The 26092-nt window shown below is 69.5% G+C and carries 27 protein-coding genes; 15 read left to right on the top strand and 12 right to left on the bottom strand.

Features of this window, described 5'->3' with window-relative positions; all coding sequences use genetic code 11:
* Window positions 1–50 precede the first annotated feature (50 nt).
* Entirely contained in the window at window positions 51–794 is a 744-nt protein-coding gene (locus tag FHY06_RS19440) for a hypothetical protein (RefSeq protein ID WP_184606074.1), read from the bottom strand.
* Window positions 795–884: 90 nt separating this feature from the next.
* On the opposite strand from FHY06_RS19440, the gene yiaA reads away from it, so the two are divergent.
* Entirely contained in the window at window positions 885–1322 is a 438-nt protein-coding gene (gene yiaA, locus FHY06_RS19435) for an inner membrane protein YiaA (RefSeq protein WP_019653818.1), read from the top strand.
* 26 nt (window positions 1323–1348) lie between these two features.
* On the opposite strand, the gene FHY06_RS19430 is transcribed toward yiaA, so the two are convergent.
* The 3 genes from FHY06_RS19430 to recA are packed head-to-tail and all read right to left on the bottom strand — an operon-like array spanning window position 1349 to window position 3378.
* Window positions 1349–1780 carry an SRPBCC family protein gene (locus FHY06_RS19430; protein ID WP_126183682.1) on the bottom strand — a complete coding sequence of 144 codons (432 nt, stop codon included), beginning with the start codon at window positions 1778–1780 and terminating at the stop codon, window positions 1349–1351.
* Window positions 1761–2222, bottom strand: coding sequence for a recombination regulator RecX (gene recX, locus FHY06_RS19425; protein WP_132801467.1), 462 nt, complete (start codon window positions 2220–2222; stop codon window positions 1761–1763). The genes FHY06_RS19430 and recX overlap by 20 nt, the downstream gene beginning before the upstream one ends.
* Window positions 2223–2274: 52 nt before the next feature.
* Complete coding sequence (gene recA / locus FHY06_RS19420; protein WP_019653815.1) at window positions 2275–3378, bottom strand: recombinase RecA; 1104 nt, start codon at window positions 3376–3378, stop codon at window positions 2275–2277.
* Between the two features lie 146 nt (window positions 3379–3524).
* Here recA and FHY06_RS19415 point away from each other — a divergent pair, with 146 nt between their 5' ends.
* The 3 genes from FHY06_RS19415 (at window position 3525) to FHY06_RS19405 (ending at window position 6315) form a co-directional block, all read left to right on the top strand.
* Entirely contained in the window at window positions 3525–4010 is a 486-nt protein-coding gene (locus FHY06_RS19415) for a MarR family winged helix-turn-helix transcriptional regulator (protein ID WP_019653814.1), read from the top strand.
* A 72-nt stretch (window positions 4011–4082) separates the two neighbouring features.
* Entirely contained in the window at window positions 4083–4757 is a 675-nt protein-coding gene (locus FHY06_RS19410) for a response regulator transcription factor (RefSeq protein WP_019653813.1), read from the top strand.
* Between the two features lie 115 nt (window positions 4758–4872).
* Window positions 4873–6315: a sensor histidine kinase gene (locus tag FHY06_RS19405; RefSeq protein WP_126183681.1), complete on the top strand. Its 1443-nt coding sequence runs from the start codon at window positions 4873–4875 to the stop codon at window positions 6313–6315.
* Window positions 6316–6333: 18 nt separating this feature from the next.
* Here the strand turns inward: FHY06_RS19405 and FHY06_RS19400 are convergent, their stop codons facing one another.
* From FHY06_RS19400 to FHY06_RS19390, 3 genes are read right to left on the bottom strand one after another with little or no spacing between them, the layout of a single operon-like run.
* Window positions 6334–6534 (bottom strand): hypothetical protein, encoded by a 201-nt coding sequence (locus FHY06_RS19400; RefSeq protein WP_019653811.1) that lies wholly within the window; start codon window positions 6532–6534, stop codon window positions 6334–6336.
* Between the two features lie 11 nt (window positions 6535–6545).
* On the bottom strand, window positions 6546–7361 hold the full coding sequence (locus tag FHY06_RS19395; RefSeq protein WP_184606073.1) for a biotin--[acetyl-CoA-carboxylase] ligase: 816 nt from the start codon (window positions 7359–7361) through the stop codon (window positions 6546–6548).
* 5 nt (window positions 7362–7366) lie between these two features.
* The gene (locus FHY06_RS19390; RefSeq protein WP_409327460.1) at window positions 7367–8074 is read right to left on the bottom strand and encodes an SET domain-containing protein; all 708 of its coding nucleotides are present in this window, start codon (window positions 8072–8074) and stop codon (window positions 7367–7369) included.
* Window positions 8075–8159: 85 nt separating this feature from the next.
* Here FHY06_RS19390 and FHY06_RS19385 point away from each other — a divergent pair, with 85 nt between their 5' ends.
* Both FHY06_RS19385 and FHY06_RS19380 read left to right on the top strand, forming a co-directional pair.
* Complete coding sequence (locus tag FHY06_RS19385) at window positions 8160–11111, top strand: DNA topoisomerase III (protein WP_132754389.1); 2952 nt, start codon at window positions 8160–8162, stop codon at window positions 11109–11111.
* A 3-nt stretch (window positions 11112–11114) separates the two neighbouring features.
* Complete coding sequence (locus tag FHY06_RS19380; RefSeq protein WP_184606072.1) at window positions 11115–12101, top strand: Bug family tripartite tricarboxylate transporter substrate binding protein; 987 nt, start codon at window positions 11115–11117, stop codon at window positions 12099–12101.
* A 16-nt stretch (window positions 12102–12117) separates the two neighbouring features.
* On the opposite strand, the gene FHY06_RS19375 is transcribed toward FHY06_RS19380, so the two are convergent.
* Complete coding sequence (locus FHY06_RS19375) at window positions 12118–13050, bottom strand: LysR substrate-binding domain-containing protein (RefSeq protein ID WP_184606071.1); 933 nt, start codon at window positions 13048–13050, stop codon at window positions 12118–12120.
* Between the two features lie 111 nt (window positions 13051–13161).
* Between FHY06_RS19375 and FHY06_RS19370 the strand changes: the two genes are divergently transcribed.
* The 3 genes from FHY06_RS19370 (at window position 13162) to FHY06_RS19360 (ending at window position 15290) form a co-directional block, all read left to right on the top strand.
* Window positions 13162–14124 carry a tripartite tricarboxylate transporter substrate binding protein BugE gene (locus tag FHY06_RS19370; protein ID WP_019653805.1) on the top strand — a complete coding sequence of 321 codons (963 nt, stop codon included), beginning with the start codon at window positions 13162–13164 and terminating at the stop codon, window positions 14122–14124.
* A gap of 13 nt (window positions 14125–14137) precedes the next feature.
* Entirely contained in the window at window positions 14138–15019 is an 882-nt protein-coding gene (locus FHY06_RS19365; protein WP_184606070.1) for an N-formylglutamate amidohydrolase, read from the top strand.
* A 79-nt stretch (window positions 15020–15098) separates the two neighbouring features.
* A complete protein-coding gene (locus FHY06_RS19360; RefSeq protein ID WP_019653803.1) occupies window positions 15099–15290 on the top strand; it encodes a hypothetical protein in 192 nt (63 codons plus the stop codon).
* A gap of 6 nt (window positions 15291–15296) precedes the next feature.
* Here the strand turns inward: FHY06_RS19360 and FHY06_RS19355 are convergent, their stop codons facing one another.
* Entirely contained in the window at window positions 15297–15926 is a 630-nt protein-coding gene (locus tag FHY06_RS19355) for a TetR/AcrR family transcriptional regulator (RefSeq protein WP_260310535.1), read from the bottom strand.
* Between the two features lie 75 nt (window positions 15927–16001).
* On the opposite strand from FHY06_RS19355, the gene FHY06_RS19350 reads away from it, so the two are divergent.
* Both FHY06_RS19350 and FHY06_RS19345 read left to right on the top strand, forming a co-directional pair.
* Window positions 16002–16838: a thioesterase family protein gene (locus FHY06_RS19350; RefSeq protein WP_184606069.1), complete on the top strand. Its 837-nt coding sequence runs from the start codon at window positions 16002–16004 to the stop codon at window positions 16836–16838.
* A gap of 40 nt (window positions 16839–16878) precedes the next feature.
* Entirely contained in the window at window positions 16879–18519 is a 1641-nt protein-coding gene (locus tag FHY06_RS19345) for an acyl-CoA dehydrogenase family protein (protein WP_184606068.1), read from the top strand.
* A 33-nt stretch (window positions 18520–18552) separates the two neighbouring features.
* Here FHY06_RS19345 and FHY06_RS19340 read toward each other — a convergent pair whose 3' ends face one another.
* On the bottom strand, window positions 18553–19446 hold the full coding sequence (locus tag FHY06_RS19340; RefSeq protein ID WP_019653799.1) for a gamma-glutamyl-gamma-aminobutyrate hydrolase family protein: 894 nt from the start codon (window positions 19444–19446) through the stop codon (window positions 18553–18555).
* A gap of 140 nt (window positions 19447–19586) precedes the next feature.
* Between FHY06_RS19340 and FHY06_RS19335 the strand changes: the two genes are divergently transcribed.
* Window positions 19587–20642: a sugar phosphate isomerase/epimerase family protein gene (locus tag FHY06_RS19335; protein WP_145759552.1), complete on the top strand. Its 1056-nt coding sequence runs from the start codon at window positions 19587–19589 to the stop codon at window positions 20640–20642.
* 3 nt (window positions 20643–20645) lie between these two features.
* Here the strand turns inward: FHY06_RS19335 and FHY06_RS19330 are convergent, their stop codons facing one another.
* On the bottom strand, window positions 20646–21944 hold the full coding sequence (locus tag FHY06_RS19330; protein ID WP_184606067.1) for an aspartate aminotransferase family protein: 1299 nt from the start codon (window positions 21942–21944) through the stop codon (window positions 20646–20648).
* 119 nt (window positions 21945–22063) lie between these two features.
* Between FHY06_RS19330 and FHY06_RS19325 the strand changes: the two genes are divergently transcribed.
* The gene (locus FHY06_RS19325; protein ID WP_184606066.1) at window positions 22064–22546 is read left to right on the top strand and encodes an Lrp/AsnC family transcriptional regulator; all 483 of its coding nucleotides are present in this window, start codon (window positions 22064–22066) and stop codon (window positions 22544–22546) included.
* Window positions 22547–22599: 53 nt separating this feature from the next.
* Here the strand turns inward: FHY06_RS19325 and pdxR are convergent, their stop codons facing one another.
* Complete coding sequence (gene pdxR / locus FHY06_RS19320) at window positions 22600–24060, bottom strand: MocR-like pyridoxine biosynthesis transcription factor PdxR (RefSeq protein WP_184606065.1); 1461 nt, start codon at window positions 24058–24060, stop codon at window positions 22600–22602.
* 87 nt (window positions 24061–24147) lie between these two features.
* On the opposite strand from pdxR, the gene FHY06_RS19315 reads away from it, so the two are divergent.
* Together FHY06_RS19315 and infA are read left to right on the top strand one after the other, a co-directional pair.
* A complete protein-coding gene (locus tag FHY06_RS19315; protein ID WP_184606064.1) occupies window positions 24148–25395 on the top strand; it encodes an MFS transporter in 1248 nt (415 codons plus the stop codon).
* A 361-nt stretch (window positions 25396–25756) separates the two neighbouring features.
* A complete protein-coding gene (gene infA, locus FHY06_RS19310) occupies window positions 25757–26041 on the top strand; it encodes a translation initiation factor IF-1 (protein ID WP_019653793.1) in 285 nt (94 codons plus the stop codon).
* The last annotated feature ends 51 nt before the right edge of the window (window positions 26042–26092 follow it).

Here is a 26092-nt window from a genome sequence, read left to right as displayed (position 1 = left end):
CCCCTTTCACGGGCTTCAGCGGCGCGGCGGGCAAACAGCCCGCCCGCCGCTCATTTCACGAGCCAAAGCCCCACGCCCAGCAGGGCCGCGTGAGCGCCCAGCGCGATGTACAGCGGCATGCGCGAGGGCTCCGCCATGTCCTGGAGCGCCGCGTGAATGCGGCGCGTGAGCAGCGCGCGCAGCGCCGGATCCTGCGCCGCGGCACCGCCCTCACCCGCCACCGGCGCATTTGCGTTCTCATCGCGGCTTTGCTGCCATTCGGCCAGCATCTCGCTCAGCGGCAGCCTGCCGATCACGAAGGCCACGATCGTGCGCACCGCCCTGCCCTCGCCCAGCACCGGCGCGAGCTGCTTGCTCAGCGCATCGACCGACAGCCAGTCGGCTGCCCGGTGCAAGGCGCCATGCGCCCTCGGCATGGCCTCGATGCGGCCTGCGATGGCGCCGCCGAGCCGCTGCGACACCGCCTCGCCGCGCGCCTGGACCAGGTGCTGCATCGCGCGCGCACGCCCTTGCTGCACACCCAGCGCCACGTAGACGACCACGAAGAACAGCAGCAGGAGCGCCACCAGCAGCGGCGGCGAGGTGATGAGCGCCAGGGCGGCACCAACGCCGCCCGCGCGCGCGGCGACGTTGCCCGGGCCCTGCAACTGGCTCAGGTAGAAGAAGAAAACGCCGCCGCCCAGGAACACGCCGAGCAGGGCGCCCTTGATCACGGAACCGGCGAAGGACAGCCCGGCCTTGGCACCGGTGCGCACGAGCGACGGCTGCGGGGCCGCGGGGTCGGATGACGACATGTGGAAAGACTCCTCCGTTGTTATTGACGGGGATCATGCCATCGGCGCCGCTCCACCATAATCGCGCGCAAACCATACGAGGAGAATCCCATGGCCGTCCGATTCCAGAAACCGACCGCGGCATTCGTCGCCGCTTCCTGGGCAGCGCTGTTCATCGGCGCCATCGTCTACCTGATCGGGCTGTGGAACGCAGCCATGCAGCTCAACGAAAAGGGCTACTACTTCACCGTGCTGATGTATGGCCTCTTCTCCGCCGTGTCGCTGCAGAAGACGGTGCGCGACCGCCTCGAGGGCATCTCGGTCACCGGCATCTACTACGGCCTGTGCTGGATCTCGCTGCTGCTGTCGGTGGCGCTGCTGGCCATCGGCCTCTTCAACGCCACGCTGGCGGCCAGCGAGAAGGGCTTCTACGCGATGGCCTTCCTGCTGAGCCTGTTCGGCGCGGTGGCCGTGCAGAAGAACGTGCGCGACATCGCCGCGCACAAGAGCGAAGCGCCTTCGCTCGACGACGCCCCCGAAGCCGGCTGAAGCCGCCGCCCGGTCAGTCCGCCCCGTCAGCCCGCCTCGAGCAGGTCGCGCAAGGTGCGCAGGTCGCGGGCGATCCACTGCGCGTCGCGCTCGAAGGCCGCATCGTCCATGTGCGGCTGGCGCAGCAGCGTGAACTGAAGCTCGCAGGCGTCCGGCGCGACGCCGATCACGCGGAACGGCAGGTAGACCTCGGGCACGCCTTCGGGCGCCACCCAGTGGTCGAGCACGCCGAGATCGTTGCGCGGGGCAAAGCGCATGCGGGCCTCGCCGCTTTCGGGCGTGCGCACGATCCAGTGGTCGCCGTGCGGCACCAGTGCGCTCTTCGCAAGGCCGCTGGCCCATTCGGGCAGGCGCTTCGGGTCGGCCGCCAGCACGTAGGCGCGGCGCCATTCGCAGGCGACGCGCTGGGTGATGACGCGAGATTGCGCCGCGGCGCCTTCACTCGTCTGCTGCTTCATCGAAATCGCTCCTGAGCACCTTGGAGACGACGGCGCCCGAGAAGCCGCGCGCCATCAGGAATCGCATCTGCTTCGCCCGCTCCTTCGCATCGGCAGGCGGAGCGTCGAAGCGGCGGCGCCACAGGGCGACGGCGCGCTCGACCTCGGTTTCCTGCAGGCCCGCCACCGCCTCGGCGATGGCCTCGGGCGCGATGCCCCTGGCCTGAAGCTCCTGTCTCACGCGCAGGGCCCCGGAAGTCGCCGCGCGCTGGTGAAGCACCGAGGCCACCACGCGCGGCTCGCTGATGAAGTCCTTGGCGGCCAGCTCGTCGAGCGCCTTCGCCAGCGTGCCGGGCTCTTCCTCGTGCCTTGCCAGCTTGCGCTCCAGCTCCGCACGCGAATGCTCGCGCTGGCTCAGGAGGCGCAGCGCGCGGCCCTTGAGTGAAGGAGCTTCGAATGCCATGCGGGGGGGCGCGATCGCGGCCCCGCGGGGCCGCGCCTGTCCTTGCTCGAACTTACTCGCCCTTGTCCGCCTTGTCGGCCTTGGAAGCCTTCTGCGGCTTCTCGGGCGCGTCCTCGGCATCGGCGGCCAGCAGCGGCACGCCCAGCGACTCGCGCACCTTGTTCTCGATCTCGCGCGACAGCGAGGGGTTCTCGCGCAGGAACTCGCGGGCGTTGTCGCGGCCCTGGCCGATCTTCTCGCCGTTGTAGGCGTACCAGGCGCCCGACTTGTCGATGATCTTGGCGTTCACGCCCATGTCGATGATCTCGCCCTCGCGGCTGATGCCCTCGCCGAACAGGATGTCGAACTCGGCCGTCTTGAACGGAGGCGAGACCTTGTTCTTCACCACCTTCACCTTGGTCTCGTTGCCGATGGCCTCGTCGCCCTTCTTGATGGTGCCGATGCGGCGGATGTCCAGGCGCACCGAGGCGTAGAACTTCAGCGCGTTGCCGCCGGTGGTGGTTTCGGGCGAGCCGAACATCACGCCGATCTTCATGCGGATCTGGTTGATGAAGATGACCATGCAGTTGGTCTTCTTGATCGTGGCGGTGAGCTTGCGCAGCGCCTGGCTCATCAGGCGGGCCTGCAGGCCGGGCAGCGAGTCGCCCATCTCGCCTTCGATTTCGGCCTTGGGCGTGAGCGCGGCGACCGAGTCGACCACGATCAGGTCCACAGCGCCCGAGCGCACCAGCGAGTCGACGATCTCGAGGGCCTGCTCGCCGGTGTCGGGCTGGCTGATCAGCAGGTCGGACAGGTTGACGCCGAGCTTCTGGGCGTACTGCACGTCGAGGGCGTGTTCGGCGTCGACGAAGGCGCAGGTGCCGGCCTGCTTCTGCATGGCGGCGATGACCTGCAGCGTGAGCGTGGTCTTGCCCGAGGATTCAGGGCCGTAGATCTCGATGACGCGGCCGCGCGGCAGGCCGCCGACGCCCAGCGCGATGTCCAGGCCCAGGGAGCCGGTGGAGACGACCTGGATGTCCTCCAGCACCTCGCCCTCGCCGAGCCGCATGATGGTGCCCTTGCCGAACTGCTTTTCGATCTGGGCCAGCGCGGCCTGCAGGGCCTTGGCCTTCTCGCTGTTGGCGCCGATGCTCGAACCCTTGACTACTGCGTCCATTTGAAAAACTCCTTGAAGATCAATGGCTTGTGTGTGACTCCACCCATCTGCGTTTAACTACAGGCTGGATGCTTGAACAGTAGTGTAGAGGCTGATCCCGCGGCGTAAACCTGTTTTTTGGTCAGTTTGCTTTACCATTTCAAGCCATGGCCGATGCCCCCTTCCCAGCCGACCAGGACGCCTGGCGGCAGACCCACCTCGGCCGCCTGCTCGGCCACGCCATGCGCCGCTTCGACGAGCGCGTGCTGGAGCTGATGGCGCACGACGTCGACGTGCCGCTGGCCCTGTCGAACCTCGCGGCGCGCGCGCAGGTGAGCGCGGCGCACATCCACATCACACGGCACCTGTCGCGCGAGGGCTCGCGCCTCACCGAGCTGGCCGAGCGCGCCGGCATGACCAAGCAGGCGATGGGCGCGCTGGTCGACCAGTGCGAGGCCTGGGGGCTGGTCACGCGCGGGCCCGATCCGCTGGACGCACGGGCGCGGCGCGTGCTCTTCACCGCCGACGGGCTGGCCTGGCTGGACGCCTTCCGCGGCGCCGTCACGCAGGCCGAGAAGGAGTTCCGAAGCAGCGTGGGCGACGAGATCGCCACCGTGGTAACCATCGGACTCGAAGCCTATACGGCGGGCTAGACTCCGGCGAAGAGACAAATTTGAACGGCGCCGGCGTGGCGCCCGACACCTGAAACAGGCCGGAGGTGGCGCATGCGGATTCTGATTGCCGAAGACGACCAGGTGCTGGCCGATGCCCTGCTGCGCAGCCTGCGCACCTCGGGCGCGGCAGTCGACCACGTGGCCAACGGCTCGCAGGCCGACACCGCGCTCATGACCCATGACGAGTTCGACCTGCTGATCCTCGACCTCGGGCTGCCCAGCCTGCACGGCATCGAGATCCTCAAGCGGCTGCGCGCACGCGGCTCGCAGCTGCCGGTGCTGGTGCTCACCGCCGCCGACAGCGTGGAGGAGCGGGTCAAGGGCCTGGACCACGGCGCCGACGACTACATGGCCAAGCCCTTCAGCCTGCAGGAGCTCGAGGCGCGCGTGCGCGCCCTCACCCGGCGCGGCATGGGCGCCACCAGCAACACGATCCGCCACGGCCCGCTGGTGTACGACCAGGCCGGCCGCGTGGCCACCATCGACGGCAAGATGATCGAACTCTCGGCGCGCGAACTCGGCCTGCTCGAAGTGCTGCTGCAGCGCGCCGGCCGGCTGGTGAGCAAGGACCAGCTCGTCGACCGCCTGTGCGAATGGGGCGAGGAAGTGAGCCTCAACGCCATCGAGGTCTACATCCACCGCCTGCGCAAGAAGATCGAGAAGGGCCCGGTGCGCATCGCGACCGTTCGAGGGCTGGGCTACTGCCTCGAGAAGATCCAGCCCTGATGCGCCCTGACATGCGGGAAATGCCGCGGAACCGGCTCTGCCGGCCCGCTGGCATCGCCCTCGGAAAGACGGCGGCGCAGAGGCACGCGGTGCGCGCCGCCCGGGAGCGAACCAAGTGAAGCTTTTCCAGCGCGCGCAGCGCTCCCTGTTCGGCGAGATCCTCGACTGGATGCTCACGCCGCTGCTGCTGCTGGTGCCGGTGAGCATCGGCGTCACCTGGCTGGTGGCGCAGGGCATCGCCAACGCGCCCTTCGACCGCGCGCTGGAGCACAACGTGAAGGTGCTGGCCGAGCTGGTGACGGTGAAGGAGGGGCACGTGCAGTTCGTGCTGTCGCAGTCTGCGCGCGAGATCCTGCGCGCCGACGAGGCCGGCCACGTCTACTACCAGCTGCTCGACGGCTACGACAACCTGCTCAGCGGCGAGCGCGACATCCCTCAGCCCGGCCTCGACGAGCCGCTGCCCCCCGGACAGGTGTTCCTGCACAACAGCGACGTGCACGGCCAGCCGGTGCGCGTCGCTTCGATGTGGATCGCCAGCGGTGCCGACGACGTGCCGCCCACGCTGCTGCAGCTGGCCGAGACGCGCGAGAAGCAGTCGGTGCTGGCGGCGGAGATCATCAAGGGCGTGCTGCTGCCGCAGTTCGCGATCCTGCCGCTGGCGGTGCTCCTGATCTGGCTGGCGCTGGTGCGCGGCATCAAGCCGCTGTCGGTGGTGGAGGCGCGCATCCGCGAGCGGCGCCCCGGCGACCTGAGCCCGCTGGATGAGTCCTCGGTGCCGCTGGAGGTGGTGCCGCTGGTGTCGTCGGTGAACGAGCTGCTGGACAAGCTCAACGACTCCATCGGCACGCAGAAGCGCTTCCTGGCCGACGCGGCGCACCAGCTGAAGACGCCGCTGGCGGGCCTGCGCATGCAGGCCGACCTGGCGCAGCGCGAGGGCGCGAATGCCGACGAGCTGAAGCAGTCGCTCAAGCAGATCGGCCGCGCGAGCAAGCGCGCGACGCACACGGTGAACCAGCTGCTGTCGCTGGCGCGCGCCGAGGGCAACAGCGCCCATGCACACCACCAGCCCTGCGACCTCGCGAAGCTGACCATCGAGGTGGTGCGCGAGGCTGTGCCCCGCGCGATCGAGAAGCGCATCGACCTGGGCTACGACGGCGTGGAGCCCGGCCAGCCGGGCGTGGTGTTCGACGGCAATCCCACGCTGCTGAAGGAGCTGGTGCGCAACCTCGTCGACAACGCCATCAACTACACGCCCTCGACGCCCGAGCGCCCCGGCCTGATCACCGTGCGCGTGCTGGCCGATCCCTTCGGCCACGTGCTGCTGCTGCAGGTGGAGGACAACGGCCCGGGCATCGCCGAGGCCGACCGCGAGCTGGTGTTCGAGCCCTTCTACCGCGTGCTCGGCAACGAGGCCGACGGCTCGGGGCTGGGCCTGCCGATCGTTCTGGAGATCGCGAACCAGCACCGCGCGCAGGTGAAGCTGGAGGACGCGCATCCGGGCAAGCACCCGCCAGGGGCGCTGTTCACCGTGCGCTTCGAGGCCGAGCAGCCCTCCTGAGGCGCGCCCGGAAACCGTCTATGGCGCCGGCGCAGCAGGCTTCGCCGATTCCTTGCGGATCTGCAACCACTCGGGGTGGATCTGCCGCGCCATGCGCTGCGGCTCGCGCTCCGCGAGGGAGGCCGGCGCGAGGCCGAAGCCCGCGAGGTCGCCGCGTGTCCAGAGGAAGTAGCCGGCGTTGGCCAGCAGCAGCACGACGAGGAGCAGGCGCAGCTTCATGTTGGTGAAGATCAGAAGGCCATGCCGCGAGGGCGCACGCTCACTTCGTCGCTGGAGATCAGCTGCAGGCCCGCGTCGATGCGTACCTGCAGTTCGCCGCCCCAGGCCACGCCTTCGCACAGGCCGGCAGTGCCGTCGCTGAGCATCACCTCGCGTCCGCGCAGCACGTCGCGCGCGGCGAAGCGCTCGGCAAAGGGCGCGAAGCCCCGCGCCTCGAAGTCGAGCACCGTCCGCACCAGCGGCCCGGCCAGATCGGCCAGCACCTCGGCCGCGGTGGCACCGGGGCGCCACTGGTGCAGCCATGCCGGCGGCGTGCGCATGCCGTCGCCCTCGCGCGCGCCGATGTTGATGCCGATGCCGATCACCACATAGCGCGACGCGGCCGGCCCGCCGTCGGAGGGCAGGGCGGTCTCGATGAGGATGCCGACCAGCTTGCGGTCGTCGACCCAGATGTCGTTGGGCCACTTGAGGCCGACCTTGTGCGCGCCCGAGGGATCGAGCCCCTCGGCCACCGCCACGCCGACGGCCAGCGACAGGCCCGACCAGTCGGCGGGCGCCAGCGGCATGCCGAGCGAGAAGGTCAGCGAGGCGGCCGCATCCTGCTGCGCGCCGCTCTGCCAGGGGCGCCCGAGGCGGCCGCGCCCGGCCGTCTGGCGCTCGGCCACCAGGAGCACGGGCTCGACGCGGCCGGCACGCGCGCGGCGCATCAATTCGGTGTTGGTGGAGTCGATTTCCGCCACGGCCTCGACCGCGAAGCCGGGCAGCAGCGGCGCGACCGCCGCGGCGATCCGGTCCTGGAACCAGTCGGCGGTGCTGCTGTCGTTCATCGCCGTCAGTCCCTGGCGGACCTGGCTTTCTTCGCCGATTTCTTTTCAGCCTTGGCGTCGGCCTTCTTCTCGGCCTTCCTGGCTTCCTTTTTCTCGGCCTTTTTCTTTTCGGCCTTCTTCTCGGCCTTCTTTTCAGCCTTTTTCTTCGCCTTCTTCTTCTTTTTCTTTTCTTCGTCCTCATCCTTCGGTGTCAGCAGCGTGCCGCGGCACTGCTCCGAGCCGCACCAGCACGGAAATTCGGCGAGCAGCTTCGGCGTGTACGGCTCGTCGATGATCAGGCCGTAGTCGTAGTTGAGCTCTTCGCCGGCTGCGATGTTGCGCAGCGCCTTGATATAAACGCGCCCGTCGACCTCGTCGGCTTCGCAGTTCGGCTCGCACGAGTGGTTGATCCAGCGTGCATCGTTGCCCTTGACGTTGCCGTCGATCACGCGGCCGTCGTCGATGTGGAAGTAGAAGGTGTGGTTCGGCTGGCTCGGGTCGTGCGGATGGCGGCGCAGCGCCTCCTTCCAGCTGATGACTTCGCCCTTGTATTCGATCAGCGTCTCGCCTTCGGCCAGGTCCTGCACGGCGAAAACGCCGTTGCCGTGGACGGCGGAGCGCCGCATCTGGATGCGGCGGCCGGTGGAGCGATCCTTGGCGGACTTCGCATCCGCCTCGGGGAGCGCGGTGGCCTGCGAATCACGACCGGCCGGAAGTGGGGATTTGGAAGGCATCGCCGAAGTCTGTTAGTTTGAATATGCACACATGCGCGTGTGCGCGTGCGCACGCGGGAAGCCGCAGAGTATAGAGAGCCCTTAGATGACAAAGACGTTGGTAATCGCAGAAAAGCCGTCGGTGGCGCAGGACATCGTCCGCGCTCTCACGCCGGTGGCCGGCAAATTCGACAAACATGACGAGCATTTCGAGAACGACAGCTATGTCGTGACCAGCGCTGTCGGTCACCTGGTCGAAATCCAGGCGCCCGAGGAATTCGACGTCAAGCGCGGCAAGTGGAGCTTCGCCAACCTGCCGGTGATCCCGCCGCACTTCGACCTGAAGCCCGTCGACAAGACCAAGACGCGCCTGAACGCGGTGGTCAAGCAGGCCAAGCGCAAGGACGTCACGCAGCTCATCAACGCATGCGACGCGGGGCGCGAGGGCGAGCTGATCTTCAGGCTCATCGAGCAGTACGCGGGCGGCAAGTCGGGGCTGAACAAGCCGGTGAAGCGGCTGTGGCTGCAGTCGATGACGCCGCAGGCCATCCGCGACGGCTTCGACTCCCTGCGCACCGAGAAGCAGATGCAGGGCCTGGCCGACGCCGCGCGTTCGCGCTCGGAGGCCGACTGGCTGGTGGGCATCAACGGCACGCGTGCGATGACGGCCTTCAATTCGCGCGACGGCGGCTTCTTCCTCACGACCGTGGGGCGCGTGCAGACGCCCACGCTGTCGGTGGTGGTGGAGCGCGAGGAGCAGATCCGCAAGTTCGTCTCGCGCGACTACTGGGAGATCCACGGCACCTTCGGCGCCGAGGCCGGCGAGTACCCCGGCAAGTGGTTCAACCCCGACTGGAAGAAGGCCAGCGCGCCGCTGCTGCCCAACGGCGAGCCCGACCCCGAGCAGCGCGCCGACCGCGTGTGGAACGAACAGGAAGCCCGCGCCATCGCCGACGCCGCGCGCGGCAAGCCCGCCACCGTCACGGAAGAGAGCAAGCCCACCACGCAGGCCTCGCCGCTGCTGTTCGACCTGACCTCGCTGCAGCGTGAGGCCAACAGCCGCTTCGGTTTCAGCGCCAAGACCACGCTGGCGCTGGCGCAGAGCCTGTACGAGCGCCACAAGGCGCTGACCTATCCGCGTACCGATTCGCGCGCGCTGCCGGAAGACTATCTTCCCGTGGTCAAGCAGACTATGGGCATGCTCGCCAACAGCGGCATGAAGCACCTCGCGCCCTTCGCCCAGCAGGCGATCGACGGCAACTACGTGAAGCCCAACAAGCGCATCTTCGACAACGCGAAGGTGTCGGACCACTTCGCGATCATCCCGACGCTGCAGGCGCCCAGCGGCCTGAGCGAGGCCGAGCAGAAGCTCTACGACTTCGTGGTGCGGCGTTTCCTCTCGGTATTCTTCCCGAGCGCCGAATACCAGGTCACCACGCGCATCAGCACGGTGGAACAGGGCGGCAGGAAGTACGCCTTCCGCACCGACGGCAAGGTGCTGGTGAAGCCGGGCTGGCTCGCCATCTACGGCAAGGAAGCGCAGGACGACGAGAAGGAAGACGACAAGGACGGCAAGCGCCTCGTACCGGTCAAGCCGGGCGAGATCGTCAAGACCCTCGCGGCCGACATCAAGGGCCTGAAGACGCGCCCGCCGGCACGCTACTCCGAAGCCACGCTGCTCGGCGCCATGGAAGGCGCGGGCAAGACCATCGACGACGACGAGCTGCGCGAGGCCATGCAGGAGAAGGGCCTCGGCACGCCGGCCACGCGCGCGGCCACCATCGAAGGGCTGATCGCCGAGAAGTACATCCTGCGCGAAGGCCGCGAGCTGATCCCCACGGCCAAGGCCTTCCAGCTCATGACGCTGCTGCGCGGCCTGGGCGTGGAGGAACTCTCCAAGGCCGAGCTGACCGGCGAGTGGGAATACAAGCTCGCGCAGATGGAGAAGGGCTCGCTCAGCCGCGACGCCTTCATGCGCGAGATCGCCGAGATGACGCAGCACATCGTCAAGAAGGCCAAGGAATACGACCGCGACACCGTGCCGGGCGACTACGCCACCCTGCGCACGCCGTGCCCCAACTGCGGCGGCATCGTGCGCGAGAACTACCGCCGCTACGCCTGCACCGGCAAGAGCGGCACGGGCGAGGACGCCTGCGGCTTCTCGTTCGGCAAGTCGCCGGCCGGGCGCACCTTCGAGGTGGAAGAGGCCGAGGCGCTGCTGCGCGACAAGCACATCGGTCCGCTGGAAGGCTTCCGCTCCAAGGCCGGCTGGCCCTTCACCTCCGAGATCGTCATCAAGTACGACGAGGAGGCGAAGAACTGGAAGCTGGAGTTCGACTTCGGCGACGACAAGAACGAGGAAAGCGGCGAGATCGTCGACTTCAGCGATCAGGACACCGTGGGCCCCTGCCCGGTATGCGGCGCACCGGTGTTCGAGCACGGCAGCAACTACGTCTGCGAGAAGTCGGTGCCGACCAATGCGCAGCCCACGCCGAGCTGCACCTTCAAGACCGGCAAGATCATCCTGCAGCAGCCGGTGGAGCGCGCGCAGATGGAGAAGCTGCTGGCCACCGGCAAGACCGACCTGCTCGACAAGTTCGTGAGCATGCGCACGCGCCGCCCCTTCAAGGCCTTCCTGACCTGGAATGCGGAAGAGGGCAAGGTGACCTTCGAGTTCGCGCCGCGCGAGGGTGCAGCCAAGTTCCCGCCGCGCAAGACCTTCGCCGGCAAGGCCCCTGCAGCCAAGAAGACGGCAGCGGCGAAGAAGGCGCCCGCCGCCAAGAAGGCACCGGCCGCGAAGAAGGCCGCCGCGCCGCGCAAGCCCGGCGCGGGCCTGAAGCCCAGCGACGCGCTGGCGGCGGTGATCGGCAACGAGCCGGTCGCGCGCACCGAGGTGGTCAAGAAGCTGTGGGACTACATCAAGGCCAACGGCCTGCAGGACGCGAAGGACAAGCGCGCGATCAACGCCGACGCCAAGCTCAAGCCCGTGTTCGGCAAGGACCAGGTGACGATGTTCGAGCTCGCGGGCATCGTGGGCAAGCACCTCTCGGCGCCCTGAGCCATGCGGCGCAGACGCTTCGGCGCAAGCCTCGCGATGGCTGCGGCGGTGCTGCTCGGCGGCATCGGCCCGGCGCAGGCCGCCGCGTGGCCCGACAAGCCGGTCAAGCTGGTGGTGCCGTTCCCGCCCGGGCAGGCCACAGACATCTTCGCCCGCGCCCTGGCCGAGCAGCTCGGCAAGCGGCTGGGGCAGCCGGTGGTGGTCGACAACAAGGCCGGCGCCGGCAGCAACATCGGCACCGAGTTCGTGGTGCGCTCGCAGCCCGACGGCTACACGCTGGTGGTGGCAGGCAGCGCGATGGCGGTGAACCAGACGCTCTACGCGAAGCCGGGCTTCGATCCGCGCAAGGATCTGGTCGGCATCTCGCTCGTCGCCAAGGTCCCGCTGGTGTTCCTGGCCACGCCCGAAAGCGGCATCCGCACCCTGGCCGAGCTGACCGCGCGCGCCAAGGCCGAACCCGGCCGGCTGAGCTACGCGAGCGCCGGCATCGGCGGCACGCAGCACCTGTCGGGCGAGATGTACAAGGCGGCGGCGCATGTGTTCGTCACGCACATTCCGTACCGGGGCAGCGGCCCGGCGCAGTCGGATTTCCTGGGCAACCAGGTGCCGCTGATGATCGACTCGGTGACGGCCGCGCTGCCGCACATCAAGTCGGGCCGCGCGGTGCCGCTGGCCGTGACCTCGGCCACGCGCTCCTCGCAGCTGCCCGACGTGCCCACCGTGCGCGAGAGCGGCGTGGCGGGCACGAAGAACTTCGAGGCCGTCGGCTGGCTCGGCCTGATGGCGCCGCGCGGCACGCCGGGCGAGATCGTCGAGCGCCTCAACCATGAGGTGACCGACATCCTCAAGAGCGAGCAGATGGCCCGCTTCATCCGCGAGCGCGGCGCCGAGCCCGCACCGACCACGCCGGCCGAGTTCGACCGCTTCGTGGCCAGCGAGATCGGTGTCTGGGGCGCGGCGGTGAAGGCCTCGGGCGCCAAGCCCGAGTAGCGTCCCGCCGGGCGCTTCAGCCAGGGGCGGGCCGGGGGGCCGGCGCCTCCTGGGCGCGGTCCACCTCCGCGAGCAGCCAGCTGCGGAAATGATCGAGCGTGGCGAGCTGGCCGCGCCCTTCCGGGTAGCAGAACCAGTAGCCCTCATTGCCGCGGTAGCCGCCGCCGGGCAGCGGCTCGTCCACCAGCCCCGAGGCGATCTCGTCCTGCACCAGGCAGCGCGGCACCAGCGCCACGCCCATGCCGGCCATGACCGCGCGAATCATGGTCTGGAACTGGTCGAACTGCGGACCCGCCAGCGGGTCGAGCCCGCGCACCCCATGCGTTTCGCTCCAGTGCAGCCACGACTGCGGCACCGTGACGTGGCGCAGCAGCGTGCAGCGCGCCACGTCCTGCGGCGTGCGTATGGCCACCTCGGCCTGCGCCGCTCGCGGCGCGATCAGCGCCACGTCCTGCCCCGCGAGGTAGTGCGACCGGGCGCCGGGCCAATGGCCGTCGCCGAAAAGAATGGCGCAGTCGAGCTCCGGCCGCTCGAAGTCGTAGCCGTGCACGAAGGGCACGAAATGCAGCGTGATCTGCGGATGCGCGCGCTGGAAATCGGGCAGCCGCGGAATCAGCCACTTGGCGCCGAAGGTGGGCAGGGCGGAGAGGTGCAGCGCGCCACCGCCATCGCCGCTCGTGATGAGCTCCAGCGTGGCCGCCTCCAGTTGCGCCAGCGTGGCGCGCACCGCCTTCTCGTAGCGCTCGCCCGCCGGCGTGAGCGCGAGGCGCTTGCGGCTGCGCTCGAACAGCGGCGCGCCGATCCAGCGCTCGAGTTCCTGCACCTGCTTGCTGACGGCGCCCTGCGTGAGGTGCAGCGCCTCGGCGGCGCGCGAGACGCCGCCGAAGCGCACCACGGTCGAGAAGGCGCGCAGCAGGTTCAGAGGCGGATTGAGACGGCGAAGCGACATGGAAGGAAGCCCATCAAAACATTCCAGATTGGAATGTTAGCTGGTCTATCCTTTGCTTCAGGTGATGGGAGCGAATTGCTCCGTCACCTCCTGATTCATCGGAAAAATCCCATGCTACGTCGTCATTTCATTTCCACCCTCGCCGCCGCATCTGTCGTGCCAGGAATATCCTTCGCCCAGGGCAAGCCGATCCGCCTGATCGTGCCCTTCCCGCCCGGCGGCGCCACCGACATCACGGCGCGCGTGCTCGGCGAGCCCCTCGGCAAGATCCTCCAGCAGCCCGTGGTCATCGACAACCGTGCGGGCGCCGGCGGCTCCATCGGCATGGCCGAACTGGCCCGCGCCACGCCGGACGGCCTGGCCTTCGGCATCGCCACCCTGTCCACGCACGGCGTGAACCCGGCCGTCTACCAGAAGCTGCCCTACGACCCGATAAAGGGCTTCGCCGCCGTCACCGAGATCGTCAAGGCGCCGGGCGTGATCGTCATCAACCCGACGAAGCTGCCAGTGGCCAGCTTCGCCGAGCTGGTGAAGTACCTGAAGGCCAACCCGGGCAAGGTGTCGTACGCCACGCCGGGCAACGGCACCATCGGCCACATGTGGGGCGAGCTGTTCAAGAGCAGCACCGGAACCTCGATGGTGCACATCCCCTACCGCGGTGCGGGCCCGGCCATCAACGACGTGCTCGCGGGCGAGGTGCCGGTGTACTTCGACCAGGTGGCCTCCTCGCTGCCGCACGTGAAGGCGGGAAAGCTGAAGGCGCTGGCCGTGTCGTGGAACGGCCGCCTCGACGTGCTGCCCGACGTGCCCACCTATGCGGAGCTGGGCTATCCGGTCAACAACGACCCGTCGTGGTTCGGCATGGTCGCGCCCGCAGGCACGCCGGCCGAGCTGGTGCTGCGCATGCAGCAGGCCGTGGCCACCGCGCTGAAGGACGCCTCGGTGCGCGATCGCCTTGCGCTGCAGGGCCTGTACGCCTCGGGCACCACGCCGGCGCAGTTCACCAGGCAGATCGCCAGCGAGATCGACAAGATGAAGAAGGTGGCCGAATTCGCACGCGTGCGATTGGACTGAGCCCGGCCTGCCTATGCATCCTGTCCTGAAACTGATTCAAACCCGCGCCCAGGTGACAAGCGTCGCCGGGCACACGCCGCTGGTGCTGGACTCCCCGCACAGCGGCACCGTCTACCCCGAGGACTTCCGCACGGTGCGCGACCTGGCCACGCTGCGCCGGGCCGAGGACACGCACGTCGAGAAGCTCTATGCCTTCGCGCCCGAACTGGGCGCGGCATGGATCGAGGCGCACTTTCCGCGCAGCTACCTCGACGCCAACCGCGACACGACCGAGATCGACACCACCATGCTCGAAGGCACGTGGACCGACCCGGTCTCCACCGACCCGCGCGTGCTGTCGAAGGTGCGCCTGGGCAAGGGCCTGATCTGGAAGCTCACCGACGACGGGCTGCCGATCTACGACCGACTGCTTCCGGTTGAAGAGGTGCGCCAGCGCATCGACAACTGCTGGCGGCCGTACCACGCCGCCGTGGCGCAGGCGGTGGACGAGGCGCATGCGCGCCACGGCTACAGCATCCACATCAACTGCCACTCGATGCCGGCCGTCGCGGCCAGCCATGCGACCGACTTTCCGGGCCTGGTGCATGCCGACTTCGTGATCGGCGACCGCGACGGCAGCACGGCCGATCCGGCGCTGTCGCGCAGGATCTGCGAGCACCTCCGCGGCTTCGGCTACAGCGTGGACTACAACCATCCCTACAAGGGCGTGGAACTGGTGCGCCGGCAGGGCAGGCCCGACGCGAACCGGCACAGCATCCAGGTCGAGATCAACCGCAGGCTCTACATGGACGAGGCCACGCTGGCGCTCGACGAGGCCGGCGCGGCGCGGCTGCAGGGGCACCTGCGCTCGATGGTCGAGATGCTGCTGGCCACCGACCCGCGCCAACAACCCTGACGGCGCCGGGTGTGCTGTTACAGGCCGCTTTACGCGGCCGGCCTATAGTGGTTCCGATCCAACCACCCAGGAGATTCCGTTGAAGTCGTCTTTCATCGCCGCCGCATTCGCGATCGCCATGGGCGTGCTGGCCACGGGTTGCGCCGGCACGGGTTCCGCAGGCAACGCCGGCTCCTCCGCCGCAACGCCGAGCAGCGGCAGCGGCGTCACGGTGTTCGGCACCATCGACGCCAGCGTCAGCGGCTACAAGAACAGCAGCAGCCCGCGCTGACCCGGATCAGGCCACGCCCTTCAGGTAGCCGTGCAGTGCGGCACGCAGCTGCCGAGACAGCGCCTGAAGGTCGGCCCGCCCGCCCGTGCCGATGTGCAGGTGCGCGAACAGGCCGTAGATGATGGTCTGGCACACGCGGGCGACTTCCTTCTTCTGGCAGTCCGGCGACAGGTCGATGGCCGCGTCGAGCACGCCCACCCATTCGGCCACGAAGCGGTCGTACATCTTGCGATAGGCCTCGGGGCCCGAGAGATGCCGCTCCAGCAGGTAGTGCGCGCCCCAGGCCAGGGGCTGCGCGCGATGCGCCTCCAGCTGCGCGTCGATCACCGCATCCACGATTTCCGCGAGCGGCCGGCCCGCATGCGCGGCGACGGCGGCGCGCATGTCCAGCAGCAGCGCCTTGGAGCGCAGGTGCAGGCACACGCGCGCCAGGTCTTCCTTGCTCGCGAAGTATTCGTAGAAGCTGCCGAGCCCCGTGCCGGCCACCGACACGATCTCGCGGATGGTGATGGCGGCGTAGCCCTTCTCGACCAAAAGCCGAACAAAGGCCTCCTGCAGGGCCTGCGAGGTGTGGCGCGCGCGGGACTGGCGCGGCTTGCGCCTGGGGGCGGCGGCCTGGGCGCGAGCGGTCGCCATCAGCGCAGCCGAACCCGAACACCTCGCGGGCGGGTTGTTCCTAGAATTTTCTGACCCATCGAACGGCATTCTGCAATGGCACAAGACGAGAGCACCCGGGACGAATCGCATCCAGCTGTCTACACTGCACAGGGCGACGATGCATGGCTGCCCGGCCCATCGTCGCGCGGCCCCTGGGACCCGCGTGCGCAGCACGGCGGCGCACCGGCCGCGCTGCTGGTTCACGTGGCCGAGCGCGCTGCGCCGGGGCCTGGCTGGCAGCTGACGCGGCTCACGCTCGAACTGGTCAAGCCGGTGCCGCTGGCACCGCTCGTCACGCGCACACAGGTGCAGTCCGCGCGCTCCACGGTGCGCGTGGGCATCGATCTGCTGGCGGGCGAGGTGCTGGTGGCGCGGGCGCACGCGCTACTGCTGGCAAGCCAGTCGCTGGCGCTTCCGCCCGGCCTGCCGGGCTGGCCGCAGGAGCCGCTGCGGCCGCTGCCGCGCGACTGCACACAGCAGGTGCGCATCCCGGGCCTGCCCGAGGGCGAGTCGTTCTACAGCACGGCCATGGAGACGCGCGTCGCCGAGGGCGACTCGACCCGGCCCGGTCCGTGTTCCGCATGGTTCCGCCTCGCGGTGCCGCTGCTGCGCGGCGCGGCCACCTCGCCTGCGATGCGCGCCGCGGCGGCGGCCGACTTCGGCAACGGGCTGAGCTGGGTGCTGCCGGTCGACCGCTACCTGTTCACCAATGCCGACCTGAGCATGAACCTCTTCCGCGTGCCGCAGGGAGAGTGGATCGGCCTGTGCTCGGCCTCGGAGGTGCACGGCGGCGGCGCGGGCCTGGTCGTGTCCCACCTCTTCGACGAGCAGGGCCCGATCGGCATCGCCACCCAGACGCTGGTGCTGCGCGAACGCAGCCCCGGCGCCTGATCCATCGGCACCCGAACGAACACTCAGGAGACAGACGCGCATGACCACCACCGGCATCCATCCCGACAACCAGGTCCCCGAACTCAAGGACTACAACGTCTACACCAGCGACCCCGCGCTGCGCGGCGCAGTGGAACGCGGCGGCGCGGCCTGGCGCGACGAGGAACTGGTGCGCCAGGGCGCGGAATACGGCGCCGAGGCCACGCTGCGCGCCGCGGAGGACGCCAACCGCCACGAGCCCGAGCTGCACACCCACTCGCGCACAGGCGAGCGCATCGACCAGGTGCGCTTCCATCCGGCCTGGCACACGATGATGGCCATCGCCCGGCGCAACGGCATCGCCAACCTGCCGTTCTTCGACGAACGGCCCTCGGCCTGGGTGGGCTACGGCGCGTCGCTGTACATGCACAGCCAGATCGAGTCGGGCTCCACCTGCCCGACCACCATGACCAAGGCCTGCATCCCTGTCGTGCGGCGCAACGCGGCGCTGCATGCCGTGCTGCGCGACAAGCTCGCGTCGAACGAGCACGATCCGCGCGACATTCCGCTCGAGGGCAAGACCTCGATCACCGTCGGCATGGGCATGACCGAGAAGCAGGGCGGCAGCGACGTGCGCACCAACACCACGCGCGCCGTGCCGGCGGGGAATGGTCCATGGGGAAGCGAATTCCTCCTCACCGGCCACAAGTGGTTCTTCTCGGCGCCGATGTGCGACGGCCACCTGGTGCTGGCCAAGACCGAAGAGCACGGCTCCTCGTGCTTCTTCGTGCCGCGCTGGCGGCCCGACGGAAGCAGGAACGCGGTGCACATCCAGCGGCTGAAGGACAAGGTGGGCAACCGCTCCAACTCGAGCAGCGAGGTCGAGTTCAAGGAGGCCTGGGGCGTGCTCGTGGGCGAGGAGGGCCGGGGCATCCCGACCATCATCGAGATGGCGACCGTGACGCGGCTGGACTGCGCGCTGGCCAGCGCCGGCTTCATGCGCCAGGGCTTCGCGCAGGCGCTGCACTACGCGCGCAACCGCCACGCCTTCGGCAAGGCGCTGGCCGACCAGCCGGTGATGACCGCGCTGCTGGCCGACATGGCGCTCGAATCGCAGGCCGCCACGCTGCTGGCGATGGGGCTGGCCTCGCGCTTCGGCTCGGCGGCGCCGCTGGACACGGCCTGGCGCCGCCTGCTCACGCCCGCGGCCAAGTTCTGGAACTGCAAGCGCGCGGTGGCCTTCACCGGCGAGGCGATGGAGGTGTTCGGCGGCAACGGCTACGTCGAGGAGAGCCCGATGGGCCGGCTGTTCCGCGAGGCGCCGGTCAACTCGATCTGGGAAGGCTCGGGCAACGTGATGTGCCTCGACGTGCTGCGCGCCGTCTCGCGCAATCCCGACGACGCGCATCTCGTGCTCGACCAGCTGCAGGAGGTCGCCACCGGCGAGCCCCGCGTGCTCGACGCGCTGCAGTCCGTGCGCCGCATGACGCAGCTGCCGCCGCAGGAGCTGGAGCCGCAGGCCCGCCGCTTCACCCAGCGCCTGGTGCTGGCCGCGCAGGCCTGCCTGATGCTGGAGCACGCGAGCGACGAGGAGTCGGCCGCCTTCCTGTCGAGCCGCTTCGATCCCGACTGGGGGCCGGTGACGGGCATCAGTGCCGGCACTTCCGATCCGGCAGCGCTGCTGCGCGCCGCCTGGCGCTGAGCGCCTGGGCGCCTGGGCGAGGCTCGCGTCCGCCTAGCCCCGCCTTCTCAGCAGCGCCTGCCGCAGCACGCGCGCGGCGCGGTCGCGGATCTTGCCGGGGCCGGAGCGCGGCGAGGTCCTGGGCGCGACCTTGGCGGTGGCGCAGGCCCAGAGGAAGTCGTGCAGGATGGGCGTGTCGTCCACCGTCTCGGTGCTGCCGTACTTGTGGAACTCGGGGTGCCACTGGGTCGCGGCGATGTAGCTGCGGCCGCGGTCGGGCAGCCGGCGGATGGCCTCGGGCACGCGGTCGGGCAGGCTCCAGGCCTCGATCTCGAAGCCCGGCGCGAGCCCCTTGATGCCCTGGTGGTGGATGCTGTTGACGCGCGCCGAGCGAATCTTCGGATAGAGCTTGGAAAGCCGCGTGCCCTCGACGATTTCGATGTCGTGGAAGTTCTGGTCGTAGGTCACCGGGTCGCGGTGCTTCAGCGTCTGGGGATGGCCGTGCTGCTCCTCGATGTCCTGGTAGAGCGTGCCGCCGAAGGCCACGTTGATGAGCTGCAGGCCCCGGCACACGCCGAAGATGGGCTTGCCGGCCTGTTCGAAGGCCTCGACCAGCGCGAGGTCGTAGAGGTCGCGGATGCGGTCGCCGATCCAGGCGTCCTTCAGCGGCACCTCGCCGTAGCTGCCGGGCCAGACGTCGGCCCCGCCGTGCATCACCACGCCGTCGAGCCACTCGGCGTAGTGCGACAGCTTGGTGTCGCCGCGCGCGGTCTCGCCGGTGGGGCAGGGCACCATCACGACCATGGCGCCGGCGGACATGAGCCAGTGCGCGATCGACTGCTCGACGTACTGCAGCGTCTTGTTGGTGAAGAGCGAACGCGCCGGGTCGGCATGCGAGAAGCAGGCCGACAGGCCGATCTTGAGCCGGGCGGAAACAGGTTGTGTCATCGCAGGACTGTCGCCAGTGCGAACCGGACGGGGGATGCGGAAAGGAAAGTCCATTTTGGCTCGTTGGCCTCTCGCACGGGGTCGGACGACACGCCAAGTATGCTTTCAACGCTGCCCCAACGTACAAGGAAGACAAGCCGATGAAAACCATCAAGGGCCCAGCCATATTCCTGGCCCAGTTCGCGGGAGACACCGCCCCCTTCGACACGCTAGACGGCATCGCCGGCTGGGCCGCCGGCCTGGGCTACAAGGGCGTGCAGATACCGAGCTGGGACGCCCGCCTCTTCGACCTTCGGCGCGCAGCCGAGAGCAAGACCTACTGCGAGGAGGTGAAGGGCACGCTGGCGAGCCACGGCCTGCAGATCACGGAGCTCTCGACCCACCTGCAGGGCCAGCTGGTGGCGGTGCACCCGGCCTATGACGCGGGCTTCGACGGCTTCGCGGCGCCCGAGGTGCGCGGCGACCCGGTGCGGCGCCAGCAGTGGGCCGTCGAGCAGCTGCACCTCGCGGCGAAGGCCTCAGCCAACCTCGGGCTCGCGGCGCACGCGACCTTCTCGGGTGCGCTGGCCTGGCCCTATCTCTACTCATGGCCGCCGCGCCCGCCGGGCCTCATCGAGGAGGCCTTCGACGAACTCGCGCGCCGCTGGCGGCCCATCCTCGACGCCTTCGACGCGGCCGGCGTCGACGTGGGCTACGAGATCCACCCCGGCGAAGACCTGCACGACGGCGTGAGCTACGAGATGTTCCTGGAGCGCGTCAACAACCATCCGCGCGCCTGCCTGCTGTACGACCCGAGCCACTTCATGCTGCAGCAGCTCGACTACCTGGCCTACATCGACCACTACCACGAGCGCATCAAGATCTTCCACGTCAAGGACGCCGAGTTCAACCCGACCGGCAAGCAGGGCGTGTACGGCGGCTTCCAGAGCTGGATCAACCGGGCAGGGCGCTTCCGCTCGCTGGGCGACGGGCAGGTGGACTTCAAGGCGATCTTCTCGAAGATGGCGCAGTACGACTTCCCGGGCTGGGCGGTGCTGGAGTGGGAGTGCTGCATCAAGCACCCCGAAGACGGCGCGCGCGAGGGCGCGAAGTTCATCGCCGACCACATCATCCGCGTGGCCGACCGCGCCTTCGACGACTTCGCGGCAGGCGGGGTCGACGTGGCGGCGAACAAGCGGATGCTGGGGATCGGCTAGAGACTAGGACGTAGACCGGATCGCGTCGTCGAGGATCTCGAGGCCGCGGTCGATCTCGGCCTCGCTCACGTTCAGCGGCGGCGCGATGCGCCACACCGCCGCCATGCCGCCGACGGACACGATGTTCATGCTGAGGCCGCGCGCCATGCAGGCGTCGGTGATGGCGCGGCCGCGCTCGGCGTCGGGCTCGCGGGTCTCGCGGTCCTTCACGAGTTCGACGCCCTGCAGCAGGCCGTGGCCGCGCACGTCGCCGATCACCTCGTGCCGGGCCTTCAGCGTCTGCAGGCCCTCGCGCAGCCGCCGGCCCATCTCGGCGGCGCGGCGGGCGAGGCCTTCCTCCTCCAGCACGTCGAGCACGGCCAGCGCGACCTCGGCCGGCAGCGGGTCGGACACGTGCGAGGTGACGTGCACGAAGCCCTTGTCGTGGCAGTCCTGCTCGATGGCCTCGCCGGTGATCGTCGCGCCGATGGCCACGCCGCCGCCCAGCGTCTTCGACACGGTGAGGATGTCGGGCACCACATCGGCCTGCTCGAAGGCGAAGTTGGCGCCCATGCGGCCGAAGGCGGTCTGCGCCTCGTCGAGGATCAGCAGCATGCCGCGCTCGCGGCACTTCTCCTTGAGCTTGGGGAAGTAGCCCCTGGGCGGCACGATCACGCCGCCCGAGCTGAGCACCGGCTCGGCGATGAAGGCCGCGAGCGAGCCACTGGATTGCGCGTCGACCATGTCGAAGCCGACGTCGAGGCAGGTGGTGTCGCAGGCATCGCGGCAGTGGCGCACCGGGCATCGGTAGCAGTTGGGCGCCGGAATCGACATGGTGCCGGGCTTGCGCGGCCCGTAGTCGACGTGGTGACGGCCGGCGAAGGTGAGCGAGGCGATGCCGCCGGTCACGCCGTGCCAGCCGCCGTTGAGGCCCACGATCTCGTAGCGGCCGGTGGCCAGCCGCGCCATGCGCACCGCCGCCTCGTTGGCCTCGCCGCCGGTGGAAAGGAAGAGCGACTTCGACAGCGACGGCGGCAGCATCGACGCCAGCCGCCCTGCCAGCGCGGGCACGGCCGGGCCGACGAAGCCGCTGTAGAGGTGCAGCGCGCCTTCGCAGGCCTTCTCGATGGCCGCGACGATGCGCGGATGGTTGTGGCCGATGGTGGCGCACATCTGGCCGGAGGTGAAGTCGAGGATCTCGCGGCCGTGCTGGTCCCACAGCGTGGCGCCGCGCGCCTTGACGATCACGTGCGGGCTCAGGCCCATGCCGTAGCGCACGAGGTGCCTGGCGGCCGCCGGGTCGTAGGTTGCGCCTTCTGCCATCGGATGCTCCTTTTCGTGGGGATGCGGGCAGCGTAGCCAGCGGCGGGAGAATCCGGTGTCGTTGTGCAGGCCCCAAAGCGCATCCGATTGCACGGGCGTTGCGCCACACTGGCGGCACCATGAAGACCGGCACCCTCGATCTCGATCGCATCGACCAGAGCATCCTCGCCGAGCTGCAGGCCGACGCCGGCCTGCAGAACCAGACGCTGGCCGAGCGGGTGAACCTCTCGCCCTCGGCCTGCCTCAAGCGCGTGCAGCGGCTGCGGCGCTCGGGCGTGATCCGCGAGGAAGTGGCGATCCTCGACGCGGCGCGCGTGGGCTTTCCGGTGCTGGTGATCTCGCGCGTGTCGCTGCGCAGCACCACGCGCGAGGCGATACAGGCCTTCGAGCGCAAGGTGCACGCGCTGCCGCAGGTGCTGCAGTGCCACTGCGTGGCGGGCGACACCGACTTCGTGATGGTGATCTGCGCGCGCTCGCTGCCCGAGTACCAGGCCTTCGCGCAGGAGCAGCTGGGCGACGCGCTGGAGCTGGAGAACTATTCGAGCGACGTGGTGCTGTCGACCACCAAGTTCACCACGCAGCTGCCGCTGGACCGGGCCTAGGGGCCTGTTCACACTATTTCCGTGGCCGCGGACATAGTGTGAACAGGCCCTCGCTACAGCAGCCCGGCCAGCCGCCGGATCGCCCCGTCGATCTGCGCTTCGCCGATCAGCCCGTAGCCGAAGGCCAGCCCGTTGGGCGTGCCGGGCGCCAGCGGATCGAGCGCGAAGCGCGACAGCGGCGGCAGCGTGATGCCGGTCGCCGCGGCGCGCTCGACCACCGAGTCGGCGCGCGTTCCGCCGTGCAGCCAGGCCGACAGGTGCAGGCCCGCGCTGGAGGGAATCACTTCAAGCCGGCCCGCGCCGTGGCGCGCCAGCGCGTCGAGCAGGGCGTTGCGCCGCGCGCCGTAGAGCTTGCGCATCTTGCGGATGTGGCGCGCGAGGTGGCCTTCGGCAATGAAGGCCGCGAGCGCCTCCTGCCCGAGCACCGGGCCGTGCCAGTCGGCCAGCTCGCGCGATCGCACCAGCGCCGCGCGGGCCCAGGGCGGCGCCACCACGAAGCCCAGCCGCAGCGCGGGAAAGAGGCTCTTCGAGAAGGTGCCGACGTAGAAGACCGACTCGGCGCGGTCCAGCGTCTGCAGGGCGTCGAGCGGGCGGCCGGCGAAGCGGAATTCGCTGTCGTAGTCGTCCTCGACGACGACGGCGTTGCGCTCGCGCGCGAAGGCCAGCAGCGCCGCACGGCGCTGCGGCGACATCGCGACGCCGGTCGGGAACTGGTGCGAGGGCGTCACGCAGACAACGCGCGCCTCGGGCGGGATGCGCTCCACGCACAGGCCCTCGGCGTCGGTGGGAACGGTCACCACCTTCGCGCCGGCCGCCAGCATGGCCTCGCGCAGCGAAGGGTAGAAAAGCTGCTCCACCGCGACCACCGTGCGCCCCGGCACCACCAGGATGCGCGCGAGCAGCCCGAAGGCCTGCTGGGCGCCGGCCGTGACCACGATGTCGTCGGCGGTGCAACCGACCGCGCGGGTGAACGACACATGCCCCGCGATCGCCTCGCGCAGCGCGGGCTGGCCCTGCGGGTCGGCGTAGTCGGCCGTCTGGCGCGCGATGCGGCGCAGGGCGCGGTCGCTCAGGCGGCGCCAGATGTCGAAGGGAAAGAGGCTCACGTCGGGCAGGCCGACGCGGAAGTCGTCACGCGCGGGCGGCGGCTGCAGGGTGGGGGCGAGGTCGGCGCCGGGAACGCTCGCGGGCACGAGGCGGGGGTCGCGGCCGGAGGCCTGGGCTCTCCTGGGGACGAGGCGCCGTCGGGACACCGGCAGCGTGTCGGCCACGTAGGTGCCGGCGCCCGGCCGCGCGAGCAGGTAGCCCTCGCCCAGCAGCAGGTCGTAGGCCGCCAGCATGGTGTTGCGCGAAACGCCCAGCCGCTGCGCCAGCGCCCGCGTGGCGGGCAGGCGGGAGCCGGGCTGCAGGCGGCCATCGACGATGGCTGCGCGCAGCTGGCGGTGCAGTTCGCGCAGCAGGTCGCGCGAGCCGGCGGGCGGCAGGCGGATGGCGAGTTCGAAAAGTGGCTCCATGAACTTCGCCGATTGTGGTTCTTTTGAAGAGCCAGTTGCAAACCTATTCTGGAGGCACTGAACACACTCGCCACGGAGTCCATCGTCATGAACAACCCGGCTCTTTCTTCTTCCCCCTCCTCGCCGCAGCCGGCCGAACGCCTGCCGCTGAGCCTGGGCTGGCTCGCGCTGGGCGCATTCGCCATCGGCACCGAGAGCTTCATGGTCGCAGGCCTGCTGCCGGTGCTGGCAGCCGACCTGCGGATCAGCGCCGCGCGCGCCGGGCAGCTGGTGCTGCTGTTCGCTCTGAGCTATGCGATCGGCTCGCCGCTAATGGCGGCGCTGCTGGCGCGCTTCGGGCGCCGGCGGCTGCTGTTGGTGAGCCTCGCGGCCTTCTCGGGGCTGACGCTGGCCGCATCGATGGCGCACGGGTTCGTGCAGCTGGCGCTGGCGCGCGTCGCACTGGGGCTGGTAGCCGGCGTGTTCCTGCCGACGGCAAGCGCGGTGGCGGCGGTGATGGTGTCGCCCGCGCTGCGCGGCCGGGCGCTGGCGATCGTGACCGGCGGCGGCACGGTGGCGGTGGCGCTCGGCGTGCCGCTGGGCGCATGGATCGCGGGCTGGGGCGGCTGGCGCACGGCCTACCTGCTGATCGCGGCGGTGGCGGCGCTCGCCACATGGGGCCTCGCGCTGGGGCTGCCGCGCGATCTGTCGCAGGCGCCTGTCGCGGAAAAGCGCACGCCGGCCTTCGCCGTGGCCCGGGAGCCGGGCGTGCTGCCGGGGCTGCTGGTCAGCCTGCTTTGGGCCACGGGCGGCTTCAGCTTCTACACCTACATCGCGCTCTTCCTCTCGCACACGCTGGGCTTCGGCACTGAAGGCACGGGCGCGGTGTTCTTCGCCATCGGCGTGGCAGCGGCCATCGGCACTGCGGCCGGCGGCTGGGCCACCGACCGCTTCGGCGCCGACCGCATGGCGCAGGGCTTCGCGCTGATGCTGGTGCTGATCCTTGGCGGGCTGTCGTTCGCCGCGCAGATGCTGCCGCACGGGCTGGCGCTGCCGGCGATCGTGGTGCTGTCGGCGCTCTGGGGCTTCGCGGGCTGGGGTTTCGGGCCGGCGCAGGCGGTGCGGCTGATCCGGCTCGCGCCGGAGCGCGCGCCGATGACGCTGTCGCTCAACGCCTCGGCGATCTACCTGGGCATCGCGGCGGGCTCGGGACTGGGCGGAATGGCGATCGACCTGTTCGGCGTCGCCACGGTGGGCTGGGTGGGGGCGGCCTGCCAGCTCGCCGGCCTGATGCTGCTGCGTGCCGCACGCCGGGCGCGCGTGCCCGGCTCCGCTTCGACGAAGCTATGTTTTTGATAGCAAATGGAGCTTGCACCACGGCCCTTCGGGGCCTTTTTCTTTGGAGCGTTGCTTCAAGACAAGCAACTGTCATGCCCCGCAAGCTATAATGTCGGGTTCGTTTCGATACCACGACGAAGAATTTCGTCAATCCCGCCTGCGAGCTGCGCTGCTTTCCGGATTCTCCGGCCTCCCGCTCGGCACGCCGGCGTTCACAGTGTGTTGGAGTGCCCGACCGGCGCCCATGATGGCCACCACTGCCGTCGTTCCTGTTGAAGCGAATCGCGCGTCCGTCTCGCGCTCCCGTTCGCGGGCTGAAACAATCACACCAATTCAATCTCCAACACACATCGAACGAACGATTCAGAGGTAAGCACAGATGCCAAAGGAAGAACTGATCGAAATGAACGGCGCGGTGACCGAAGTCCTGCCGGACTCGCGCTACCGCGTCACGCTGGACAACGGCCATCAGCTGATCGCCTACAGCGGCGGCAAGATGCGCAAGCACCACATCCGCATCCTGGCCGGCGACAAGGTCTCGCTCGAGCTCTCGCCCTACGACCTGACCAAGGGCCGCATCACCTTCCGCCACCTGGAGCGCCGCGGCCCCCCGCCGACGAACTCCGGCTCCGGCGGTTCCGGCAACAACTCACCCCGCCGCTGATACGCCACCGACCCAAGGCCTTGCGACGCTCCCCAGGGGCGCCGCAAGGCC

This window comes from Variovorax atrisoli (assembly GCF_014195185.1).
GTDB classification, from domain to species: Bacteria; Pseudomonadota; Gammaproteobacteria; order Burkholderiales; family Burkholderiaceae_C; genus Variovorax; species Variovorax atrisoli.
The sequence above is the reverse complement of the archived record's forward strand: the minus strand, read 5'-3'. Positions and strand labels throughout refer to the sequence as shown.

Excerpts from the sequence above, each read along its gene's own strand:
- FHY06_RS19440 (WP_184606074.1), bottom strand. The coding sequence starts at position 794 with ATGTCGTCATCCGACCCCGCGGCCCCGCAGCCGTCGCTCGTGCGCACC.
- yiaA (WP_019653818.1), top strand. The coding sequence starts at position 885 with ATGGCCGTCCGATTCCAGAAACCGACCGCGGCATTCGTCGCCGCTTCC.
- FHY06_RS19430 (WP_126183682.1), bottom strand. The coding sequence starts at position 1,780 with ATGAAGCAGCAGACGAGTGAAGGCGCCGCGGCGCAATCTCGCGTCATC.
- recX (WP_132801467.1), bottom strand. The coding sequence starts at position 2,222 with ATGGCATTCGAAGCTCCTTCACTCAAGGGCCGCGCGCTGCGCCTCCTG.
- recA (WP_019653815.1), bottom strand. The coding sequence starts at position 3,378 with ATGGACGCAGTAGTCAAGGGTTCGAGCATCGGCGCCAACAGCGAGAAG.
- FHY06_RS19415 (WP_019653814.1), top strand. The coding sequence starts at position 3,525 with ATGGCCGATGCCCCCTTCCCAGCCGACCAGGACGCCTGGCGGCAGACC.
- FHY06_RS19410 (WP_019653813.1), top strand. The coding sequence starts at position 4,083 with ATGCGGATTCTGATTGCCGAAGACGACCAGGTGCTGGCCGATGCCCTG.
- FHY06_RS19400 (WP_019653811.1), bottom strand. The coding sequence starts at position 6,534 with ATGAAGCTGCGCCTGCTCCTCGTCGTGCTGCTGCTGGCCAACGCCGGC.
- FHY06_RS19395 (WP_184606073.1), bottom strand. The coding sequence starts at position 7,361 with ATGAACGACAGCAGCACCGCCGACTGGTTCCAGGACCGGATCGCCGCG.
- FHY06_RS19390 (WP_409327460.1), bottom strand. The coding sequence starts at position 8,074 with ATGCCTTCCAAATCCCCACTTCCGGCCGGTCGTGATTCGCAGGCCACC.
- FHY06_RS19385 (WP_132754389.1), top strand. The coding sequence starts at position 8,160 with ATGACAAAGACGTTGGTAATCGCAGAAAAGCCGTCGGTGGCGCAGGAC.
- FHY06_RS19380 (WP_184606072.1), top strand. The coding sequence starts at position 11,115 with ATGCGGCGCAGACGCTTCGGCGCAAGCCTCGCGATGGCTGCGGCGGTG.
- FHY06_RS19375 (WP_184606071.1), bottom strand. The coding sequence starts at position 13,050 with ATGTCGCTTCGCCGTCTCAATCCGCCTCTGAACCTGCTGCGCGCCTTC.
- FHY06_RS19370 (WP_019653805.1), top strand. The coding sequence starts at position 13,162 with ATGCTACGTCGTCATTTCATTTCCACCCTCGCCGCCGCATCTGTCGTG.
- FHY06_RS19365 (WP_184606070.1), top strand. The coding sequence starts at position 14,138 with ATGCATCCTGTCCTGAAACTGATTCAAACCCGCGCCCAGGTGACAAGC.
- FHY06_RS19355 (WP_260310535.1), bottom strand. The coding sequence starts at position 15,926 with ATGGCGACCGCTCGCGCCCAGGCCGCCGCCCCCAGGCGCAAGCCGCGC.
- FHY06_RS19350 (WP_184606069.1), top strand. The coding sequence starts at position 16,002 with ATGGCACAAGACGAGAGCACCCGGGACGAATCGCATCCAGCTGTCTAC.
- FHY06_RS19345 (WP_184606068.1), top strand. The coding sequence starts at position 16,879 with ATGACCACCACCGGCATCCATCCCGACAACCAGGTCCCCGAACTCAAG.
- FHY06_RS19340 (WP_019653799.1), bottom strand. The coding sequence starts at position 19,446 with ATGACACAACCTGTTTCCGCCCGGCTCAAGATCGGCCTGTCGGCCTGC.
- FHY06_RS19335 (WP_145759552.1), top strand. The coding sequence starts at position 19,587 with ATGAAAACCATCAAGGGCCCAGCCATATTCCTGGCCCAGTTCGCGGGA.
- FHY06_RS19330 (WP_184606067.1), bottom strand. The coding sequence starts at position 21,944 with ATGGCAGAAGGCGCAACCTACGACCCGGCGGCCGCCAGGCACCTCGTG.
- FHY06_RS19325 (WP_184606066.1), top strand. The coding sequence starts at position 22,064 with ATGAAGACCGGCACCCTCGATCTCGATCGCATCGACCAGAGCATCCTC.
- pdxR (WP_184606065.1), bottom strand. The coding sequence starts at position 24,060 with ATGGAGCCACTTTTCGAACTCGCCATCCGCCTGCCGCCCGCCGGCTCG.
- FHY06_RS19315 (WP_184606064.1), top strand. The coding sequence starts at position 24,148 with ATGAACAACCCGGCTCTTTCTTCTTCCCCCTCCTCGCCGCAGCCGGCC.
- infA (WP_019653793.1), top strand. The coding sequence starts at position 25,757 with ATGCCAAAGGAAGAACTGATCGAAATGAACGGCGCGGTGACCGAAGTC.